Raw genomic sequence first — 20153 nt, forward strand, 5'->3', positions numbered from 1 at the left:
TCGGGAGCGGACATGAGTGAATCAGGCAAGGCCAACGACCTGTTGGCGCAGATCCCCAGGACGGAAAAGGGATTGCCGCCGGTTCACTTGTGGAACCCGGATTTCTGCGGCGATATCGACATGCGTATTGCCCGCGACGGCACCTGGTACTACCTGGGCACGCCGATCGGGCGCAAGCCGATGGTCAAGTTGTTCTCGACCATCCTGCGCCGGGATGGCGACGATTATTTCCTGGTCACCCCAGTGGAGAAGGTCGGCATCAAGGTCGACGATGCGCCGTTTGTCGCGGTGACCCTGGAGGTCGAGGGGCAGGGCGAGGCTCAGCAACTGCATTTCACCACCCAGGTCGACGAACAGGTGACGGCCGGTGCCGAACACCCGATCCGGGTGCTTATCGATCCCCGGAGCGAAGAGCCGGCACCGTATATCCATGTGCGCAGCAACCTGGAGGCGCTGATTCACCGCAATGTGTTCTACCAATTGGTCGACCTGGCGGTGACCCGGCAGATCGATGGCCAATCCTGGTTGGGCGTGTGGAGCGGCGGCCAGTTCTTCCCCATCGGCCTGGAACCCTGAGGCTTCCGGAGCCCCCACGGTTCACCCGCTGCGCTTTCCTGTAGGGCAGCGCTTGCCCGCGAAGCTTTTTGGCAATCTCAAGGCTCCCTTCGCGAGCAAGCCCTGCTCCTACAAGACAGTCTCCATTCATCCCCTGAACGATAAATTCCTTGCAGCCACGGGCCTGTTTCGGTTATCAAATTGTACATGATTAGACATGTTCGATTTGACAAGAAAAAACGGGTGGTCGATGAGCTGATCCGGCGCATCGAAAGCGGTCTTCTCGCAGATGGCTTTCTGTTGCCGGGCGAGCATCAGTTGGCCGAAGAATTTTCGGTGAGCCGTGGCACCCTGCGCGAGGCCCTGGCCGAACTCAAGCGGCGCAACTACATCGCGACCCAGAGTGGCGTCGGCTCGATCGTCACCTACGACGGCATGGCCCTCGACCAGGGCGCCGGCTGGGCCCAGGCCCTGGCCGATACCGGTGCGCTGATCAACACCGAAATCCTGCGCTTCGAGGCCGTACAGCGGCCTGACCTGTCCAGTCGCTACGGTACCGAGCAATTCATCGCCCTCGACCGGCGCCGGCGCAATACCGAGGGCGTCGTGGTCTCCCTCGAGTACTCGTTGATGCCAGCCAGCAGTGGCCTGGAACGCCTGCCGGAAAGCGGGCTGATCGATAATTCCCTGACCATCACCCTGGCCGCCCACGGCTTCATCGGCGAACGCGGCGACCAGTGGATCGGTGCCGAGCCTCTCGGCGAGGTAGAGGCCGAACGCCTCGGCCGGCCGGTCGGCACGGTCTTCCTCAAGGCCCTGCGCACCACCTATGACCGCCAGGGGCGTTTCATGGAACAGGTCGAAAGCCTGCTCGATCCCCTGCATTTCCGCCTGCACCTGGCCTTTGGAAACCCGACATGACCCCGACCAGCCGCGCCCTTGGCGCCTTCTACGGGCTGGCCCTGGGCGATGCCCTTGGCATGCCCACCCAATCATTGAGCCGCGCGCAGATCCAGGCGCGCTTCGGCAGCATCCGCACCCTGGTGGACGCAGGGCCGGACCAGCCGATCGCCCCGAACATGCCCGCCGGCTCCATCACCGATGACACCGAGCAGGCGATCCTGGTCGGCCAATTGCTGATTGATGGCAAGGGCCGGATCGAGCCCGGCGTACTTGCCGAACGGCTGATTGCCTGGGAGGCGGGCATGAAGGCCAAGGGCTCCCAGGACCTGCTGGGGCCCTCGACCAAGCGGGCAATCGAGATGATCCTCGCCGGACGCAGCCCTGATGAAGCCGGGCGCTATGGCACCACCAACGGCGCGGCGATGCGCATCACACCAGTAGGAATTGCCGCCGACATCGCCGACCCCCAACGCTTCATCGAAGCCGTGGTACAGGCCTGCCAGGTGACCCACAACACAACCCTGGGCATCGCCAGTGCTGCCGCCGTGGCAGCGGTGATCTCCAGCGGCATCAACGGCAAGGGCCTGGTCCAGGCCCTTGAAGCGGGCATCGAGATGGCCTTTGCCGCCGAGCAGTATGGGCATTGGGTCGCCGGTGGCCGTATCGGCCCACGGCTGCGCTGGGGCCGGCAGTTGGCTGCCGACTGCGCCGCCTCGGAGCTGGCCGACCTGCTTTACGACGTGGTCGGCACTTCGGTGGCCAGCCAGGAGTCGGTGGTGGTCGCCTTCGCGCTGGCGCAGCGCGTGGCCCGTGGGCAGTTGAGCACCTTCGATGCCGTCTGCCTGGCTGCCAGCATCGGCGGCGACACCGATACCATCGCCGGGATTCTTGGCGCCATGCTCGGCGCCTGTGATGGCTTGGAGTGCTGGCCGCCGGAGCTGATCGCGCAGATCATCGAAGTCAACGGCCTGGAACTGGCCCCGTTGGTCCAGGGCCTGATCGCCTTGCGCAACGCCTGACTGCAACACCTGCAATGGATTGCAAATGAAGGCTGGCGTGGCACAAGCCGCACCAGGCCTTCGGCACTGCCCACAACCACAACAATGGCACCAGGAGCTGAACAGCATGACCTCATCAACCGCCGGGCAAGGTGCCGGGCAATTGGAAACCCGTGGTATCGAGCCGGCTCCCGAAGCGGAGTGCAATGGCCATCCGCTGCAACTGTTCTGGGTCTGGTTCGCCGCCAACATCAGTATCCTCGGCCTGCCACTGGGGGCGACCCTGGTGGCTTTTCGCGGCCTGGCGATCTGGCAGGCGATCATCGTCGCGATCATCGGGGCGGCGGGCTCCTTCGCCGTGGTCGGCGTGATTTCCATTGCCGGTCGACGCGGCCGGGCACCAAGCCTGACCTTGTCGCGGGCGATCTTCGGGGTGCGCGGCAACATCGGTCCGACCATCGTCTCGCTGATGTCGCGCCTGGGCTGGGAGACGGTCAATACCACCACGGCGGCCTTCGTGCTGTTGTCGCTGTGTTCGATCCTGTTCCATTCGCCGGTCGAGGCCAAGAGTGCGCCGCTGCTGACGCTGCTGTTCATTGCCATCTTCGTGCTGCTGACCTTGTCCGTTTCGGGTCTGGGCCATGCGACCCTGCTGGTGATCCAGAAGTGGGCGACCTATGTCTTCGGTGCCCTGAATATCCTGGTCGGCGGTTTCCTCTGCGCCACCATCGACTGGAGCGCGGTGTTCAATGCCACGCCGGCGCCGCTGAGCGCGATGATCATCGGTATTGGCACCATGGCCGCCGGCACCGGGATCGGCTGGGCCAACGCCGGTGCGGACATGTCGCGCTACCAGCACAAGAGCGTCAAGGCGGCACGCCTGGTGGCTTCGGCGGCCTTCGGTGCGGGCATTCCCCTGGTGCTGCTGATCACCCTTGGCGGGCTGCTGTCGGTGGGCAACCATGACCTGGCCCAGGCCAACGACCCGATCATCGCGATCCGTGACATGCTGCCGACCTGGATGGCCGTGCCCTACCTGATCACCGCGTTTGGTGGCCTGCTGCTGTCGAACAACCTCTCGGTGTACTCGGCGGGCCTGACCACCCTGACCCTCGGGCTCAAGGTCAAGCGCGTGCATGCGGTAATCGTCGATATCGTGGCGATCTTTTCCGGCTCCATTTACTTCATGCTGATCGCCGACAGCTTCTATGGTCCGTTCATCACCTTCATCTCGCTGCTGGCGGTACCGATCACCGCCTGGGTCGGGATCTTCGTGGTCGACCTGATCCATCGCCAGCACTACAGCGCCAAGGACCTGATGAACGTCGGGCCGGAAAGCGCCTACTGGTATCGTGGCGGCATCGAGTGGCGTGCCTTCGGTGCGTGGGCCGTGGCCATCGTGCTTGGTTTCAGCTTCACCACCATCGGCACCACGGCGCAGGACGTCTGGTTCCGCGGGTTCCTGTCCGACTCCTGGCTGGGTCACAACGGCCTCGGCTGGATCGTCACCTTCCTCGTCGCGGGTGGTTTCTATGGCCTGCTGGGGGGCGCGACGGACCGTCGTGCAGCCCTCGTGGAAAAGGCCAATGGCTGAGGACTCCTGTCTGTGAAACGCAACACACGATTGCTGCACACCGGTCAGGTCATCGTCGACCTGGTCATGTCTGTCGACCAACTGCCGAGCAGCGGTGGCGACACATTGGCTCATTCAGCCGCCTTCGAAGTCGGTGGTGGTTTCAACGTCATGGCGGCGGCGCAGCGTAATGGCCTGCCGGTGGTCTACCTCGGGCGCCATGGCACCGGGCGTTTCGGCGACCAGGCGCGCCAGGCGATGACTGCCGAAGGTATTCGCATGGCGCTTGAACCTGACACCAGCCGCGACACCGGGCTGTGTGTCGCGCTGACCGACGCCAGTGCCGAACGCACCTTCATTTCCCATATCGGTGCCGAGGGCGGCCTGTCGGCCGAGGATCTGGCGCCGGTTGTGGTGAGCGGCGACGACTATGTCTATGTCAGCGGCTACAGCCTGCTGCAGCCGGACAAGGTCCGGCCGCTGCTGGACTGGCTGCTGGCGTTGCCGCGTGACGTGACCGTGGTGTTCGACCCGGGGCCATTGGTCGACTCGCCGGATAGCGTGCCGATGGCCGCGTTGCTGCCGCGTATCGACATCTGGACCAGCAATGCCGTCGAGGCCCAGCGGTTCAGCGGGGCGGCGGAGATCGGCGTGGCGCTGCAAAGGTTGGCCCAGGTGCTGCTGAAGCAGGCGCTGCTGGTGGTACGCGACGGTCCGCTGGGTTGTTGGATCAGCCGGGCAGGGCAGGTCGAGCAGGTGCCGGGCTTCAAGGTGCAGGCGGTGGACAGCAATGGTGCCGGCGATGCCCATGCCGGGGTGTTCATCGCCGGCTTGGCCAACGGGCTGGACGCGGTCGAGGCGGCCCGGCGCGCCAATGCCGCGGCAGCCATTGCGGTCACCCGCTGGGGGCCAGCGACGGCGCCGGGAGCCGAGGAGGTCGACGCCTTGCTGGCGCGGGGCTGACCTTGAAAAATTGACCGGGGTCCATGGATTGGCGGTTTTCCCCGCCAGGTTGATCAGGAAAGACTGGAAACCAGCGTAGTGGCTGTTCTACCCTAGTACGTTGGCTTCCCTTTCCCGACACCTGGATTCCGGTTTCTGCCCCAGGCTACCAGTGTGCACAAAGGGTAGCGTTCCTCCCGACTCTTGTGACGAAGCCTGTGAAACTCATCATCATTGCTGTTTACGTACTGTCGATCGCGTATGTACACCTGCGCGGCAAAGTCCGGCACAAGCTGGGCCGCCAACTGAGCGACCACTCCAGCTTCCTGGCACCGATCAACTGCTTCCTCTACCTGTTCTCGAAGATCCCGAGCCGCCCGTACCTTCAGGTCAGCGACTTCCCCGAACTCAAGCCACTGCAGGACAACTGGCAGGAAATCCGTGAGGAGGCCCTGGCGCTGCTGCGTGCCGGCGAAATCAAGAAATCCGAGCGTCCCGACGACGTCGGCTTCAATTCCTTCTTCAAGACCGGCTGGAAACGCTTCTACCTGAAGTGGTACGGCGATAACCATCCGTCCGCCCTGGAACTGTGCCCGCGTACCACCGAACTGCTCAACAGCATCGGCACGGTCAAGGCGGCGATGTTCGCCGAACTGCCACCGGGTTCGCGACTGGTTCGCCACCGTGACCCCTATGCCGGCTCCCTGCGTTATCACCTGGGGCTCGAAACCCCGAACGATCCGGGTTGCTACATCAATGTCGATGGCCAGAACTACCACTGGCGCGACGGCGAGCCGGTGATGTTCGACGAAACCTTCATCCACTACGCCGAAAACACTACCGACAAGGACCGCGTGATCCTGTTCTGTGATATCGAGCGGCCGCTGAAGTATCGCTGGGCATCGGCATTCAACCGCTGGTTCAGCCGCAACGTGATGGCTGCCGCTGCGGCGCCGAATGGCGACGGCGACAAGACCGGTGGCATCAACCGGGCCTTTACCAAGCTGTACGGCATCCGCCAGCGTGGCAAGGCCCTGAAGAAGACCAACCGTACGCGCTACTACCTGGAAAAGTGGGCGATCTTCGGTGGTCTGCTGGCGTTGTTCCTGCTGATCTGACCCAGTCGCAACCGCGTTGTCAAAAAAGACCGGACTCCTCGTTGAGTCCGGTTTTTTTTGGCCCGTGCCTTTGCTCGGTGTTTGGTTTCTGCCAGGTAGGAACTTTCGCATCCTATTCGGGAAAAGCCCTGTGCCTGGTCCCGAATCCTGGGCCTGGGATCGAGCGATCCAGCCCCTATGCTCACTTCTCGTCCCGTCAGGAGCAGGAGCCAGCATCATGTACAAAATGAGCAAGCGCATCAGGAACCTCGCTGAAAGCGTGGCGACCCATCAGGCCTTGAACAACGACTTCTATGAGCGCTGGATGGGCTCGGCGCTGGAGGTTCATGACCTGGAGATATTTGCCCGCAATTACTGGTCGAGAACGCTCAACACCGCGACGATGGTCGCCCGCTCACTGATCCATGCGAGCCATTTGAGCGCCAAGGTTGAAATCGCCAAGAACCTGTTCTCCGAATTTGGCAACGGCCAACTGGAGAAGGCCCATGTCGTGCTGCTGCAGAACTTCCTCCTCGATCTGCTGAGCCGGGCCAAGGGACGTGTCTATTCGATGGTCGATCTGGAAAGGGTGCCGGTACTCGTCACCACCGAGCATTTCATCCAGGCCCAGCAGGGGCTCTATCAGGGGGCGGGCCAGCCAGGAGGTTCGTTGCGGGTGCTGGGGGCGCTGTTGGCCCAGGAATGGTTGGCCTACTCGATGTTGACTCGCCTTTACGAGGGCGCGCGCAACTACAAGTTTCTCTATGCCTGCGACGACGAGTTCCATGAGCACTGCGAGTACTTCCACGTGCATATCGCCAATGCGGAAAAGGACCACAAGGAACAGGCAATCAAGGCCGCGGCCCTGGAGTGCAAGACGCCGGAGGATTTCGAATACCTGTCGACGGCGTTCAGCAGTTTCCTGCATATCACCGAACTCTACTGGCGCGGGATCGCCAGGGCCATGAGCGCCCGGCCAGCACGCTGAGCTGGCTGGCTAACGCTCCAACACCCCGCGAAACGTTGCGCTCAGGGCCCGCAGTGTTTCCCGGGAGCGGGCATCCGTAGGGCGCGCATGCAGGATGATTTCCGTCAGCGGCAATGGTGGTAGTCCCAGTTGCTCGCCCACCTCGACTGCGCCGGCCGGTGCCACTCGCCTCGCCAGGGCGGCTACCCCGAGCCCGGCACTGACCGCCGCGCCCACCGCCATCACGCCGCCACCGATGAACACTTCGGTCCAGGCGATCCCCGCATCGTCCAGTACGCGTACCGCCAAGTGCCGTACGCCGCAGGGGGATGCCAGGGTGGCCAGGCGCAGGACGCTGCCGGGCACATGCCGCCAGGTCGGGGCGGCGAACCAGCCGAAGCGCTCGACCACCAATACCTCGCCGTCCTGCCGGTCACCCTCACGACGGACGATAGCGGCATCCAGCTCATTGCGATCGAAGGACGCGCTCAGGTCGCGGGACGAGGCGATGCGTACTTCGATGATCAGCAGTGGATCGTACTGGGCCAGCCGGTTCAGCAGCAGTGGCAGGTCCGGTCCGGCGACATGGTCGCTGATGCCGATGACCAGGCGGCGGGTGGGTGGGGCGGTCATGTCGCCCAGGGCGCGTTCATGGGCCAGCAGCAGGTTGCGCGCGGCCTGGATGAACTGCTCGCCGCAGGGTGTCAGCCGGACGTGGCGCGGGGTGCGCTCGAGCAGGCGGTAGCCGAGACGTTCTTCCAGGCGCTTGAGCTTGAGGCTGATGGCCGCCTGGGAGGTGTCCAGCGCCTGGGCGGCACGGGTGAAACTGGCGAAATCGGCGATCAGGACAAAGGCCTGGACGGTATCGATATCGAGAGGTTTGCCGCCATCGATCATATCAAACCCTTATCACACATATATCTGGAGATATGTTGTTGTAATTCTCCAGCTTGCGCAAGCTGGTCCCAGGTTATCCACAGTCGGTCATCTGCCCAGGAGCGCAGCCATGTTTGCCAAACAGTACTCACACCGCTTGCCCGCCCACTACGACATGGGCCTCATTCGCCGCCGAGCCAGTGAGCTTGGGCCGCTCTGGGACGATGCCCGGGGTTTGCTGTTCAAGGCCTTCGTCGCCCAGGAGCGCGGGGTTCACGGAGCCTCGACCAACCGGTATTCATCGGTCTACCTGTGGTCCGAGCCGGCTGAAGCGGGTGCGTTCCTGATGGATGAGCGGTTCCAGAAGGTGATCGACTCGTTCGGTCGGCCCGAGATCGAGGCGTGGCTGCCACTGGATTTCCAGCTGGGCGGCGCGACCGAGGCGCGGGCGCTCTATCGCGAAGAGGTGCTGGTCGAGCCGGAGGCGGATCGGGCGGTTTTGCTTGCCGCACAGATCGAGCAGAACAAGGTCATCCGGGAACAGGAAGACACCTTCGCCGTGTTCCTGGTGCTGGACACGGCGAACTGGCGGCTGGTGCGCATCACTTTGTCGTCAGCCTTGCCCGATCGCAAACGGGCCAGCCAGGCCTATGAGGTGTTGTACCTGGCTCGTCCCGGTGTTGAGGCGCTGCGTCATGGACGCGGATGAGGAGAGGGGCGGCGCGCTGTTCGCCCATCTGCTGGGCTTGGGGGGCGGTGCACTGCTGATTCTGGCGCTGACCCTGGCCGCTTGCCTGCTTTTGCGTGGGAATTTTTACTGAAATGATTCAAGCGGCAACACATTCCTAATAGCATGGGCGACTTCATTGATTCCGGAAGCGCCCATGTCCCTCGAAATACGCGAAGCACGGCCCAGCGATGCGCCGCAGATCCTGGCCTTTATCACCGAGCTGGCCGACTACGAACGTGCCCGCCACGAAGTGATCGCCAGTGTCGTGGACATCGAGCGCAGCTTGTTCGGTGAAGGCGCCACGGCCCATGGCCTGATCTGCCTGCGTGATGGCGAGCCAGTCGGTTTTGCGGTGTTCTTCTTCAGCTATTCGACCTGGCTCGGTCGTAATGGCCTGTACCTGGAAGACCTGTATGTGTCGCCGCAGCAGCGCGGCGCGGGGGCGGGCAAGAAGTTGCTGCGGCACCTGGCGAAGATCGCCTGTGCCAATGACTGCGGGCGCCTGGAGTGGAGCGTGCTGGACTGGAACGAGCCGGCCATCCGTTTCTACGAGTCCATCGGTGCGCAACCACAGAGTGAATGGGTACGCTACCGGATGGATGGCGAAGTGCTGAGGAACTTCGCCTACTCGCAGGACTGATCCCGCTTTACTGGAACCACTGCCACAGCAGCAGTGCACCGATCAGCCCGACCAGCGAGACGATGGTCTGCAAGACCGACCAGACCCAGATCGTCTGCTTGAGCTGCAGGCCGAAGTACTCGCGGACCATCCAGAACCCGGCATCGTTCACGTGGCAGAAGAACACTGACCCGGCACCAATCGCCAGGGCCACCAGTGAACTCTGGGTGGTCGCCAGGCCTGCCATCAGCGGGGCTAGGATACCGGCGGTGGTGGTGGTCGCCACGGTGGCCGAACCTGTCGCCTGGCGCAGGGCCACGGCGATCAGCCAGGCCAGTAGCACATAGGATATATGTGCACCGCTGGCGATCTTGCTGATGGTGTCGCTGACTCCGGCCTCCAGCAGTGTCTGCTTCAGGCCGCCGCCAGCACCGATGGTCAGTAGCAACACGGCAATTGGCGCCAGGCTTTTGCGCAGTACGCCGCCGACCTGGTCGCGAGCCATGCCGATCGACCAGCCGAGGCAGATCACCGCCGCGATCACCGCGATGCCCAGTGCGATCAACGGCTCACCGAGAAACTTCAGGGTAATCGCCAGGCTGCTCTGCGGTGCCATGGCGACCTTGGCCAGCGTACTGCCGAGCATCAACAGTACTGGCAGCAGGATGATCAGCAGGGAAATGCCGAAGCTTGGCTTGCGCCGGGTTTCGACCTTGGCGGTGAACAGGGCGCCGAGTTCGGCCGGCTCCTGCACATCCAGGCGTTTCGACAGCCAGATGCCATACAGCGGGCCGGCGAGAATCACGGCGGGTACGGCGATACAGAAGCCCAGCAGCATGGTCGTGCCCAGGTCGGCGTGCAGCGCGCTGACGGCGATCAGTGGCCCTGGGTGCGGTGGCATCAGTGCGTGCAGGGTGGTCATGCCGGCCAGGGCCGGGATCGCCACCTTGAGCAGCGGTTGGCCGGATTGCCGGGCGATGACAAAGATCACCGGCACCATCAGCACCAGCCCGACTTCGAAGAACAGCGGCAGGCCGATGACCATTGCCACCAACGCCATGACCCAGGGCAGCGCCTTGCCCTTCGCATGGCGCAGCAGGGTCGAGGCGATCCGGTCGGCGGCGCCGGACTCGGCCATCAAGGCGCCGAGCATCGCGCCCAGGGCGATGATGATCCCGGCCTCGCCGAGCAGGCTGCCGGCGCCCTTGCTGAAGGCCTTGGCGACCTCCTCGGGCGGCAGGGCCGCGCCGAGTCCGGCGACGAAAGTGCCGATCAGGATCGACAGGAAGGGCGGTAGCTTGGTCAGGCTGATCAGCACGATGATGCTGGCAATGGCGGCCAGGCAACAGACGATCAGTCGAGTGTCGTGGGCGAGCCACGTGGCATGTGAAAGATCCAACGAAAACCCCTTCTTGTAATGTTTTGTTACGTGTTTCGAAGGAATATACCTGAAGGATTCATATAGATGACTATCTGGGTCGGGTTTTTTACGCCTGGGCCAGGGAGGGCGACGAGTGGCTTGGGCTGCGGAAAGCTTCGCGGGCAAGCTCTGCTCCTACAGGTTTTGGGGGGCGCGTCGGATGTGAAGTGCGCCACGGTTCTTGTAGGAGCCTGGCTTGCCAGCGAAGGGGCCTTCAAGACCGCTGAAAGCTTCGCTGGCAAGTCTTGCTTCTACAAGGTTGGGCGGATCAGTTCGTCAGCACGGGCGGCAGCGTGCCCAGCAGTGAAACCGTGAGCACTGCGCCCAGGCCCAGCAGCCATTCGAGAGTGACGCTGCGCCGCAGCACCGTGAACCGCCCGCGACGGCTCATCACCAGGTTGAACAGGGCCAGCCCGAGCATCAGCAGAACCAACAGCGCCTTGATCAGCAGGATCAGCGCGAAGCCTTGGAACAGTGGCGTTGGCCAGAGGGCACCGGTGAGTACCCGGACATTGATCATGCCGGTAACGATGATCACTGCGACCATCAGGTAGCCGAGGTTGCTGAAGCGGCGCAGGATCCGCTCTATGTCATGTTCGCTCGGTCGACCCAGTACCAGCACCAGCAATATCAACCCACCGATCCAGGCGCCGACACCGCTCAGGTGCAGCATCTGGTTGAATATCAGCAACTGTCCGCCGACCCCGTCGAGCATCGCCCCGTGGCCAACCGGTGCCAGGGTCGCCAGTTGCAGGAATGCCAGCAGCAGGCTGAGCCTGGGTGGCGCATTGGCGCCCAGGGCAATCAACAGCAGCAGGCTCAAGCCCAGGTGCCAGGTCCAGACCGTGCCGAAGAAGGTTTTTCCCAGCACCAGTTGCAGGGTGGGCAGGCGGACGGCGTCCGACCAGTCATCGGTGATGCCGACGATGGTCAGCAACAGCCAGGCAACCGCACTGGCCAAGGCCAGCACGGCCATCCAGCGGCGCATCGTGAGCAGCCGTGAATCGAGCGCCGCAGTTGGCGCTGAACCGATCAGCAGGGGGCGAAACAGGCAGGCCCCGAACAGCGACAGGACCATGGTGAAATGCAGGAAACGACACAGGACCATGGCATCCAGCATGAACTCAGTGGCCCACCTTGAAGCTGTAGCTGCCTTCACTCTTGTGGGTGTCGACCGACACTGCATGCCAGTTGACCCTGTAGTCGCCGGCTGGCAGCGCGGTGGCCGGGGTCACCACCAGGATCTTCTGGTCGGCGGGGTCGGTGGCGATGCTTTTCAGCTCGACCTTGGTGTCGCCCTTGCTCAGTTCGACCTTGGTCAATGCGGCTTCGACGCCTTCGCTGAACTCCAGGCGCAATTCGCTCGGGGCACTGACGGTGCTGTCCGCTGCCGGGGTCTCGTTTTTCAGGTGGGCGTGGGCGAAGGCGGAGCCGGTCGTGGCGAAACCGCCGAGCAGGACAACGGCGCCGATGAGTTTTTTCATGGAGGAAGATGACATCGATCAGTACCTTGATGATGGGAGCAGGTGAAGATGCTGCGCAGTGGCATGGAGGCCACAATAGCCGCTATGGACACGTTTGGCACCTGCGATACAAAGGGGAAGCGGGATGACCGGCTCCTTTTTTGTATTGCTGGTGCCAAACGTGTCGCCCCTCTGAAAACTCTCCCGCTATCGTGCGCCAGGTCCGAGAAGTGAAAGTGCGTGGCAGGGGCTGACGTTCGGCATCTAGGCTGTGTACGAAATTGTTTGAAACGCAGGTTATGCAAGGCAAAAAGCGGCGAGGAAGCGGAGTTGACTGGTTGTCAATGAGCATTCCGAGCCGGTTTTTAACGCCGCATAACCAAGTTTCAAGCGATTTCGTGCATAGCCTAGAATGCGATTACAGTGGCGCCATCGTGCCGGGTTCTCACCGGCTTCTATTCTTACAATAGATACACGTGCTCGTGCGGCGTATGCCCGCACCGGGGCAGAACGGGAGAATGTCCATATGTCGATCCGGCTCAGCGTTGTTTGCCATGCCCGCACCGAGGCTCAGCGTCTGGGGCGTTTCCCGTTGGACGAGCCGGTTGAGCCCAAGGGACTGGCCAAGGCTGCCGAGTTGGCCAATCGGCTGAAAAAGCCGGTACGTATCCTCAGCGCTCCGGAGACCCGCGCCTGGCAGACAGCCGAGGCGTTGGGGAGCGAGATCGAAATCGTGCCGGAACTGGGGGACTACGATTTTGGCGAGTGGCAGGGGCTCAGCCTGGGCGATCTGCAGGAAAACGCTCCCGATGCGCTGTCGGCCTGGGTCAGCCAGCCGCAAGCAGCCCCGCCTGCGGGCGAGTCGGTGATCGAACTCTGTGCCAGGGTGGCGGCTTGGCTCGACGGTTTCCAGGAGGATGGCCACTTCGTTGTCGTCACCCATCCTTTCGTGATCCGTGCGGCGATTCTGCACGCCCTGCAGGCCAGTCCTGCCTCGTTCAACGCCATCGACATCGAGCCGCTGTCGGTGGTCGACCTGCGCCGCAACGGGCGCTGGCGTTTGCGGTTCTGAAGTAACGGTTGCCATTTGCTCTCGGAGCTTGGCATGATCGGTCCCATGAACATGATCTCGCTGCACCTGACCACCACGACCACCGCGACCGCCCACGGCGGGTGCGAGGTTGCTGTGTGAGTGGTTGAAGCGCAGTGAACCAAGGCCCCGCCAGCAATGGACGGGGCCTTTTGGTTTCCGGGCCTTTGCTGGCATCACCAGGAAGGAGAAGTACCATGCAGGTTCACCGTCCCCAGCGCTCGGCGCTGTTGATCATCGATATGCAGGTTGGCCTGTTCCACGGCCCTGAGAAACCATGGGAAGGTGAGCAGGTTCTGGCACGCATTACCACGTTGATCGGGCAGGCGCGCGAGGCGCAGGCGCCGATCTTTGCGCTGCGGCATACCGGGCCTCAGGGTTCGCCGATCGCGGCGGGGAGCGCGGCGTGGCAGGTATTGCCGGAGCTGGGATTGGACCCGGCGATGGATCACCTGCTGGATAAGGCCCGTCCCAGTTGTTTCTTTAAAACCGGCCTGGCCGAGCAGTTGGACGATGCCGGAGTGAAGCGGCTGGTGATTGTCGGAATGAAGACCCAGTATTGCGTCGACAGCACGTGTCGCCTGGCTCGGGACCTGGGCTTCGAGGCGGTGCTGGTGGGGGATGCCCATACTTGCATGGACACGCCCGGATTGTCGGCCCGGGCGATTGTCGAGCATCACAATGCGACCTTGAACGGGGCATTTGTGCAAGTGCTGAGTGCGGCCGATGTGAATTTCTGAAGAGGTATCGCCGCGTAGCCATCGCCAGCAAGCCGGCTCCCACAGGGCATTGCGCCAGACGCAAAGCCTGTGTGTGACGCAAGATTTTTGCGGGAGCCGGCTTGCTGGCGATAGCGCTGTTCCTGGCTACACGATCTTAAGGTTTCTTGACCGGCGTCGGCAGGGTCACCAGCGACACATAGTCGTTCCAGAACTTCTTCTGGTCGACCGCGAACACCACCTTGGCCTTTTGCGTGCCTACCGGCGCACCTTTCTTGTAGCCCAATGCACGGCCGTAATCCGGGCCGAAGTGGGTGTCGACGTCGATCCACATCTCCCGCGATTCGGTGACGATTTCAGGTTCGGTCAGGAACAGTGCCGGCAAGCTGTCCCAAGTGAAACTGTGATAGACCGGGTCCTTGGCGAACTCCGGTCCGAACACGCTCTTGTACAGCTCCGGCACCGCCCCTTTGGCGGCGATCACCCGCTTGTACACCGACGCATCGAAAATGACCTTCTCGCAGACATCGTTGGGGAAAATTACATGTTCGATCGGCGAGCGCAGGACGATTCGTGCCGCCTCCGGGTCGAACCACCAGTTGAATTCGGCGGCAGGGGTGGTGTTGCCGGGGATCTCGATGGCGCCGCCCATGTACACGATGCGCTTGATCAGCGGCACGATGTCCGGCGCCTGGCGAATGGCCAGGGCGAGATTGGTCAGCGGCCCGATCGCCAGCAGTGTCACTTCGTGGGGATTCTTGCGCACGCTGTCGATGATGAACTGCGGGGCGGTCTCGCTGCGCAGTCGGGTGTGGGTGGCCATGCCGTCGGGCGGTGCCACCAGTTGCGCCGCCGAGGTCGGCCGCGGATTCTTGAATGCGCCCGGCCAGCCGGAGCCGAACAGTGCCTGTTCCTGAGGGTAGGTGGCGAAGTCATGCAGCAGCGGATAGGCCGCGCCGGAGTAGACGCCGATTTCCTTTTCCACGCCCATGCGCTCGACGGCCTTCAGCGCGTCGACCTGCTCCTGGTCGACCCAGGCGTTGCCGCTGACCAGGGTCATGCCCAGCAGGTCGATTTTCTTTTGCGCATGCAACTGCGCAAGCATGATGAACGCCTGGCCGTCGTCGTTGAGTACATTGAAATCGGTGTCGAGAATGACTTTTTCCGCGGCGTGCAGCGAGCCGGCCGAGCAGCCGACAGCCAACGCCAGCGCGCAGCTCTTGAGAAAGCCTTGCATGGTGGTTTGTCCCAATGAGTTATTGTTGTAGTGCGGTGGCCCAGCATGCCTGTTGGTGCGGGGAAACGCTATCGGCAGGTAAGTGGTTACTTAACCAGGGGCTGCCTGGGAGGGGACTGCCAAGCTGTCAGGCTGTGGGGGGCGTGGGCCGGCCTGCTCACGGGCAAGCCTGCTCCTGCACTGGGGAGCGCAGGACGCCACGGATCACCAGGTCGCTGATGAACGCCAGCCAATCCTGCCGCTGGTTCTTCTCCGCCAGCGGCTCGCCGAGGAATGAACTGAGGGTGTGCTGGTTGGAATTGTAGAAATAGCAGAGCGAGGCAATCATCAGGTATACGTGCTTGATATCCAGGTCCTGGCGAAAGCTGCCTTGGGTCTGGCCGGCCTCGATGATCGGACGCAAGACGCCCACCGCCTCTCCCGACAGTCGTCGCAGTTCTCCGGACTGTCGGGCGTGCTTGCCCTGGTGCAGGTTTTCGATGCTCAGGATGGCGACGAACTCCGGGTGGCGGACGTAGTAGTGCCAGACGAATGCCACCAGCTCGCGCAGTGCCTCCTGGGGATTTTCCAGATCCAGGCGCAGCTTGCCTTCAGCCTTGTTGAACTGCTCGTAGATGTGTTCCAGCACGCAGAGGAACAGGCGTTCCTTGCTGCCGAAATAGTAGTAGAGCATGCGGTCGTTGGATTGCGCCTCTTGGGAGATACTCTCGACCCGTCCGCCGGAATAGCCGTCGCGGGCGAAGACTTTCACGGCTGCCTTGAGAATGCGGGCGCGGGTCTGGTCGGCTTGCTGGGCGCGGATGCCGGTTTTCCTGGTCACCGTCTGGCGGTCCTTCGACAGGGTTGATTCGGCATCAATCATACCACGCTGGTGTGGCGCCACCTGCCGGGCCTCCAGTGTCGAATGGGCCCATTGTGTTGGCCGGGGCCCGCTCGCCACACAAGCGGGGCTGTCACAATCTCTACCGTCAGACCTTCAGCGTCGCCATGTCGATCACGAAGCGGTACTTCACATCACCGGCGATCATCCGGCTGTAGGCTTCGTTGATGTGGCGGATGTCGAGCATTTCGATATCGCAGTTGATGTCGTGCTCGGCGCAGAAATCCAGTACTTCCTGGGTTTCTGCGATGCCACCGATCAGCGAGCCGGCCAGTACCCGGCGTTTCATCACCAGCTTGCCCGCATGCAGCGCCGGGTCGACCGGTTCGATCAGGCCGACGAGGATGTGCACGCCGTCGAAGGTCAGGGTGTCCAGGTAGGGGTTAAGGTCGTGCTGCACCGGGATGGTGTCGAGCAGGAAGTCGAAGCGCCCGGCAGCGGCCTGCATCTGCGCATCATCGGTGGACACGATCACATGGTCGGCACCCTGGCGGCGGGCTTCCTCGGCCTTGCTCGCCGAGCGGGTGAACAGGGTGACTTCGGCGCCCAGGGCCTTGGCGAACTTGATGCCCATGTGGCCCAGGCCGCCCATGCCGAGAATCCCGACCTTGTCGCCTGGCTTGACGCCGTAGTGCTTGAGTGGCGAGTAGGTGGTGATGCCGGCGCAGAGCAGCGGTGCGGCGCTGGCCAGGTCGAGTTTTTCCGGAATACGCACGACGAAATGCTCGCTGACCACGATGCTGTCGGAGTAGCCGCCCATGGTATTGCTGCCGTCGACCCTGTCCGGGCTGGCATAGGTCATGGTTGGCTCGTTTTCGCAGTACTGCTCCAGGTTGGCGTTGCAGGCGGCGCAGTCGCGGCAGGAATCGACCATGCAGCCGACGCCGACCAGGTCGCCGACCTTGTGCCGGGTGACCTGGCTGCCGATGGCGGTGACCTTGCCGACGATTTCATGGCCGGGCATCAATGGATAGACGGCGATGCCCCACTCGTTGCGGGCCTGGTGGATATCCGAGTGGCAGACGCCGCAGTAGAGAATCTCGATGGCGACGTCGTCCGGCCGCGGCGCGCGACGCTGGAAGGTGACCGGGGCGAGGGGAGTGGTGGCGGACTGGGTGGCATAACCAATGGCGGTATACATGGGACAAACCTTGCAAAAGCACTAACAGATGAGGCGCGCCATTTTCGTGATCGGCCAGGAGGAGGGCCATGACGATTCCTCCGGGTGTCATGCCTAATCCTCCGGGATTGGTCCGCGGTCACTTTCCTCTGGCGCCAGACCTGCGATGATGCTCACATCCCTCTTTCCGTGAAGTTTTTGCCATGCAGTTGACCCGTCATCTCGACGCCAATGCCACGCTGGTTTCATTGCTCCAGCCGCTGGCGACCCGCTCGGGATTCTTGCCGACGTTGTTGCCTGAGGTGCAGATCGTCGCGGCATCGGGCAATGTCGCGCGCTGCCCGCAGATCTATGAGCCGAGCCTGATGGTGATCGCCCAGGGCAGCAAGCTGGCCTACCTGGGGCCGCGGACCCTGGAATATGGTGCCGGGCATTACCTGATCCAGGCGCTGCCAGTGCCGTTCGAGTACGAGACCTTTGCCACGCCGGAGGAGCCCCTGCTCGGGGTGTCCATCGGCATCGACCGTGCGGTGTTGAGCGAGCTGGTGCTGGCGATGGGGCTGGCGGGCGAGCGCGGTGCCTCGGCGCAGACGCCCGAGTCGATGACCTCGGTGGCGCTCGACGATGCCATGCGTCATAGCGTCGAGCAGTTGCTGCGCTGCCTGCACGATCCCATGGAATGCCGAATCATGGGCCAGGCGCGCTTGCGCGAGGTGCTGTTCACCGCCCTTCGCGGGCCCCAGGCCGACGTGTTGCGGGCACTGGTGGAGCAGCAGGGGCAATTCGCCCGGTTGGCGGCGTCCCTCAGCCATCTGCACGAGCATTTCGCCGAGCCACTGAACGTCGACACCTTGGCGCGCTACGCGAACATGAGCCCCTCGACCTTTCACGAGCATTTCAAGCGCAGCACCCTGCTTTCGCCGGTGCAGTACCTCAAGCGCCTGCGCCTGCTCAAGGCCCAGCGGTTGCTGGCCGGCGACGGCCTGGGCGTGGCCCAGGTGGCGCATCGGGTGGGGTACCAGAGCACGTCGCAGTTCAGCCGGGAGTACAAGCGCTACTTCGAGCGTACGCCGGGAGAGGAGGGGGTGTTGACGGGGCAGTCGGCCTGAGCGGCTGATCCGGGATTTGTGGTGTGTTGGATGGCCTCTTCGCGCCGAACCGCCGCGAACAGGCCATCCGCTCCAAAAAAATACCTCAAAGTAAAAAGGCCCCTGCGAAGGAGCCTTTTCATTGTGCCAACCGCCGAATCACATGTTCGGGTAGGTCGGCCCGCCAGCACCTTCCGGGGTGACCCAGGTGATGTTCTGCGCCGGGTCCTTGATGTCGCAGGTCTTGCAGTGGACGCAGTTCTGGGCGTTGATCTGGAAGCGCTTTTCGCCGTCTTCCTGGGTAATCACTTCATACACGCCAGCCGGGCAGTAGCGCTGCGCGGGTTCGTCGTACAGCGGCAGGTTCTTGCTCAGCGGAATGCTTGGGTCCTTGAGCTTGAGGTGGCACGGCTGTTCTTCTTCATGGTTGGTGCTGGAGAGGAACACCGAGCTCAGCTTGTCGAAGCTGAGCTTGCCGTCCGGCTTCGGATAATCGATTTTCACCGAGTCCTTGGCCAGCTTCAGGCAGGCATAGTCCGGCTTGTTGTCGTGCAGGGTGAAGGGCAGCTTGCCGCCGAACAGGTTCTGCTCGAACCAGTTGAAACCACCGCCGATGATCGGGCCGAACTTGTGGATCGCCGCGCCGAAGTTGCGGCTGGCGAACAGTTCTTCGTAGAGCCAACTGGCCTTGAACGAAGTGACGTAGTTGTCCAGTTGGTCACCACCCTCGGCACCGGCCAGCAGCTTCTCGGCCACGGCTTCGGCGGCGAGCATGCCGGATTTCATCGCGGTGTGGCTGCCCTTGATCTTGGCGAAGTTCAGGGTGCCCAGGTCACAGCCGATCAGCGCGCCGCCGTTGAAGACCATCTTCGGCAGCGAGTTGAGGCCACCCTTGCAGATGGCACGGGCGCCGTAGCTGATACGCTTGCCACCTTCGAGGTACTGCTTGAGCACCGGGTGGTGCTTGAGGCGTTGGAACTCGTCGAACGGCGACAGGTAGGTGTTGCTGTAGGACAAGTCGACGATCAGGCCGACCACCACCTGATTGTTTTCCAGGTGATAGAGGAAGGAACCACCGGTGTTCTCGGTGCCCATGATGTCCAGCGGCCAGCCGGCAGTGTGGACCACCAGGCCAGGCTGGTGCTTGGCCGGGTCGACTTCCCAGATTTCCTTGAGGCCGATGCCGTAGTGCTGGGCATCGGCGTCGCTGTCGAGCTTGAAGCGCGAGATCAGTTGTTTGCCAATGTGGCCGCGGCAGCCTTCGGCGAACAGGGTGTACTTGCCCCGCAGTTCCATGCCGGGGGTGTACAGGCCTTCCTTCGGGTTGCCTTCGCGGTCGACACCCAGGTCACCGGTGATGATCCCGCGGACCACGCCGTTTTCGTCGAACAGCGCTTCCTGGGCCGCGAAGCCCGGGTAGATCTCCACGCCCAGGTTCTCGGCCTGCTGCGCCAGCCAGCGGCACAGGTTGCCCAGGGAGATGATGTAGTTGCCTTCGTTGTGCATGGTCTTGGGCACAAAGAAGTCCGGAACCTTGGTGGCGGTCTCGCCGTTGCGCAGGACATAGATGTCGTCGCGCTTGACCTGTGTGTTCAGCGGGGCGCCGAGCTCTTTCCAGTCCGGGAACAGTTCGTTCAGGGCCCGTGGTTCGAAGACCGCGCCGGAAAGGATGTGGGCGCCGACTTCGGAACCTTTTTCCACGACGCAGACGCTAATTTCCTGACCCGCTTCGGCCGCTTTCTGTTTCAGCCGGCAAGCGGCGGACAGGCCTGCGGGGCCGGCACCGACGATGACCACGTCGAATTCCATGTATTCGCGTTCCACAGACTCTCTCCTACTCAAGGCTCAACAGTTTTCTTCTGATTGGAGGTTTGGT

21 protein-coding genes are annotated in these 20153 nt (G+C 62.8%); 13 read left to right on the forward strand and 8 right to left on the reverse strand.

Going from position 1 to position 20153, the window contains the following annotated elements; all coding sequences use genetic code 11:
• Positions 1–12 precede the first annotated feature (12 nt).
• The 7 genes from AC6I6U_RS12775 to AC6I6U_RS12805 all read left to right on the forward strand — a co-directional run bounded on the left by AC6I6U_RS12775 (position 13) and on the right by AC6I6U_RS12805 (position 7056).
• Positions 13–576, forward strand: a complete 564-nt coding sequence (locus tag AC6I6U_RS12775) for a DUF1285 domain-containing protein (RefSeq protein WP_497882287.1) — start codon at positions 13–15, stop codon at positions 574–576.
• A 186-nt stretch (positions 577–762) separates the two neighbouring features.
• Entirely contained in the window at positions 763–1476 is a 714-nt protein-coding gene (locus AC6I6U_RS12780; protein ID WP_497882288.1) for a GntR family transcriptional regulator, read from the forward strand.
• Positions 1473–2477, forward strand: a complete 1005-nt coding sequence (locus AC6I6U_RS12785; protein WP_497882289.1) for an ADP-ribosylglycohydrolase family protein — start codon at positions 1473–1475, stop codon at positions 2475–2477. The genes AC6I6U_RS12780 and AC6I6U_RS12785 overlap by 4 nt, the downstream gene beginning before the upstream one ends.
• A 106-nt stretch (positions 2478–2583) precedes the next feature.
• A complete protein-coding gene (locus tag AC6I6U_RS12790; RefSeq protein ID WP_497882290.1) occupies positions 2584–4050 on the forward strand; it encodes a purine-cytosine permease family protein in 1467 nt (488 codons plus the stop codon).
• A 66-nt stretch (positions 4051–4116) separates the two neighbouring features.
• Positions 4117–4992 (forward strand): PfkB family carbohydrate kinase, encoded by an 876-nt coding sequence (locus AC6I6U_RS12795; RefSeq protein WP_497883023.1) that lies wholly within the window; start codon positions 4117–4119, stop codon positions 4990–4992.
• A gap of 197 nt (positions 4993–5189) precedes the next feature.
• Positions 5190–6089: a lipid A hydroxylase LpxO gene (gene lpxO, locus AC6I6U_RS12800; protein ID WP_497882291.1), complete on the forward strand. Its 900-nt coding sequence runs from the start codon at positions 5190–5192 to the stop codon at positions 6087–6089.
• Positions 6090–6306: 217 nt separating this feature from the next.
• Positions 6307–7056, forward strand: a complete 750-nt coding sequence (locus tag AC6I6U_RS12805; RefSeq protein WP_497882292.1) for an iron-containing redox enzyme family protein — start codon at positions 6307–6309, stop codon at positions 7054–7056.
• A gap of 9 nt (positions 7057–7065) precedes the next feature.
• Here AC6I6U_RS12805 and AC6I6U_RS12810 read toward each other — a convergent pair whose 3' ends face one another.
• Positions 7066–7932 carry a LysR family transcriptional regulator gene (locus AC6I6U_RS12810; protein WP_497882293.1) on the reverse strand — a complete coding sequence of 289 codons (867 nt, stop codon included), beginning with the start codon at positions 7930–7932 and terminating at the stop codon, positions 7066–7068.
• Between the two features lie 109 nt (positions 7933–8041).
• Between AC6I6U_RS12810 and AC6I6U_RS12815 the strand changes: the two genes are divergently transcribed.
• The 3 genes from AC6I6U_RS12815 to AC6I6U_RS12825 all read left to right on the forward strand — a co-directional run bounded on the left by AC6I6U_RS12815 (position 8042) and on the right by AC6I6U_RS12825 (position 9281).
• Positions 8042–8620, forward strand: a complete 579-nt coding sequence (locus AC6I6U_RS12815; protein ID WP_497882294.1) for a DUF4865 family protein — start codon at positions 8042–8044, stop codon at positions 8618–8620.
• A complete protein-coding gene (locus tag AC6I6U_RS12820) occupies positions 8607–8732 on the forward strand; it encodes a hypothetical protein (RefSeq protein WP_497882295.1) in 126 nt (41 codons plus the stop codon). The genes AC6I6U_RS12815 and AC6I6U_RS12820 overlap by 14 nt, the downstream gene beginning before the upstream one ends.
• 63 nt (positions 8733–8795) lie before the next feature.
• Positions 8796–9281 carry a GNAT family N-acetyltransferase gene (locus tag AC6I6U_RS12825; protein WP_497882296.1) on the forward strand — a complete coding sequence of 162 codons (486 nt, stop codon included), beginning with the start codon at positions 8796–8798 and terminating at the stop codon, positions 9279–9281.
• A gap of 7 nt (positions 9282–9288) precedes the next feature.
• Here the strand turns inward: AC6I6U_RS12825 and AC6I6U_RS12830 are convergent, their stop codons facing one another.
• The 3 genes from AC6I6U_RS12830 to copC form a co-directional block, all read right to left on the reverse strand.
• The gene (locus AC6I6U_RS12830) at positions 9289–10659 is read right to left on the reverse strand and encodes a GntT/GntP/DsdX family permease (protein WP_497882297.1); all 1371 of its coding nucleotides are present in this window, start codon (positions 10657–10659) and stop codon (positions 9289–9291) included.
• A gap of 289 nt (positions 10660–10948) precedes the next feature.
• Positions 10949–11800 (reverse strand): copper homeostasis membrane protein CopD, encoded by an 852-nt coding sequence (gene copD / locus AC6I6U_RS12835; RefSeq protein ID WP_497882298.1) that lies wholly within the window; start codon positions 11798–11800, stop codon positions 10949–10951.
• 4 nt (positions 11801–11804) lie between these two features.
• Positions 11805–12179, reverse strand: coding sequence for a copper homeostasis periplasmic binding protein CopC (copC, locus tag AC6I6U_RS12840; RefSeq protein ID WP_497882299.1), 375 nt, complete (start codon positions 12177–12179; stop codon positions 11805–11807).
• Positions 12180–12669: 490 nt separating this feature from the next.
• On the opposite strand from copC, the gene AC6I6U_RS12845 reads away from it, so the two are divergent.
• The gene (locus tag AC6I6U_RS12845; protein ID WP_497882300.1) at positions 12670–13215 is read left to right on the forward strand and encodes a histidine phosphatase family protein; all 546 of its coding nucleotides are present in this window, start codon (positions 12670–12672) and stop codon (positions 13213–13215) included.
• Between the two features lie 215 nt (positions 13216–13430).
• Positions 13431–13973, forward strand: coding sequence for a cysteine hydrolase family protein (locus AC6I6U_RS12850; RefSeq protein ID WP_497882301.1), 543 nt, complete (start codon positions 13431–13433; stop codon positions 13971–13973).
• Positions 13974–14109: 136 nt separating this feature from the next.
• On the opposite strand, the gene AC6I6U_RS12855 is transcribed toward AC6I6U_RS12850, so the two are convergent.
• The 3 genes from AC6I6U_RS12855 to AC6I6U_RS12865 form a co-directional block, all read right to left on the reverse strand.
• Positions 14110–15189: a nucleoside hydrolase gene (locus tag AC6I6U_RS12855; RefSeq protein WP_497882302.1), complete on the reverse strand. Its 1080-nt coding sequence runs from the start codon at positions 15187–15189 to the stop codon at positions 14110–14112.
• Positions 15190–15346: 157 nt separating this feature from the next.
• A complete protein-coding gene (locus tag AC6I6U_RS12860; protein WP_497882303.1) occupies positions 15347–16051 on the reverse strand; it encodes a TetR/AcrR family transcriptional regulator in 705 nt (234 codons plus the stop codon).
• 106 nt (positions 16052–16157) lie between these two features.
• Entirely contained in the window at positions 16158–17210 is a 1053-nt protein-coding gene (locus AC6I6U_RS12865; protein ID WP_497882304.1) for an NAD(P)-dependent alcohol dehydrogenase, read from the reverse strand.
• Positions 17211–17392: 182 nt separating this feature from the next.
• Between AC6I6U_RS12865 and AC6I6U_RS12870 the strand changes: the two genes are divergently transcribed.
• Positions 17393–18298 carry an AraC family transcriptional regulator gene (locus AC6I6U_RS12870; RefSeq protein ID WP_497882305.1) on the forward strand — a complete coding sequence of 302 codons (906 nt, stop codon included), beginning with the start codon at positions 17393–17395 and terminating at the stop codon, positions 18296–18298.
• 138 nt (positions 18299–18436) lie between these two features.
• On the opposite strand, the gene AC6I6U_RS12875 is transcribed toward AC6I6U_RS12870, so the two are convergent.
• Positions 18437–20101, reverse strand: coding sequence for an electron transfer flavoprotein-ubiquinone oxidoreductase (locus tag AC6I6U_RS12875; RefSeq protein ID WP_497882306.1), 1665 nt, complete (start codon positions 20099–20101; stop codon positions 18437–18439).
• Positions 20102–20153: the final 52 nt, after the last annotated feature.

This window comes from Pseudomonas sp. UTLPPB19802 (assembly GCF_059730225.1).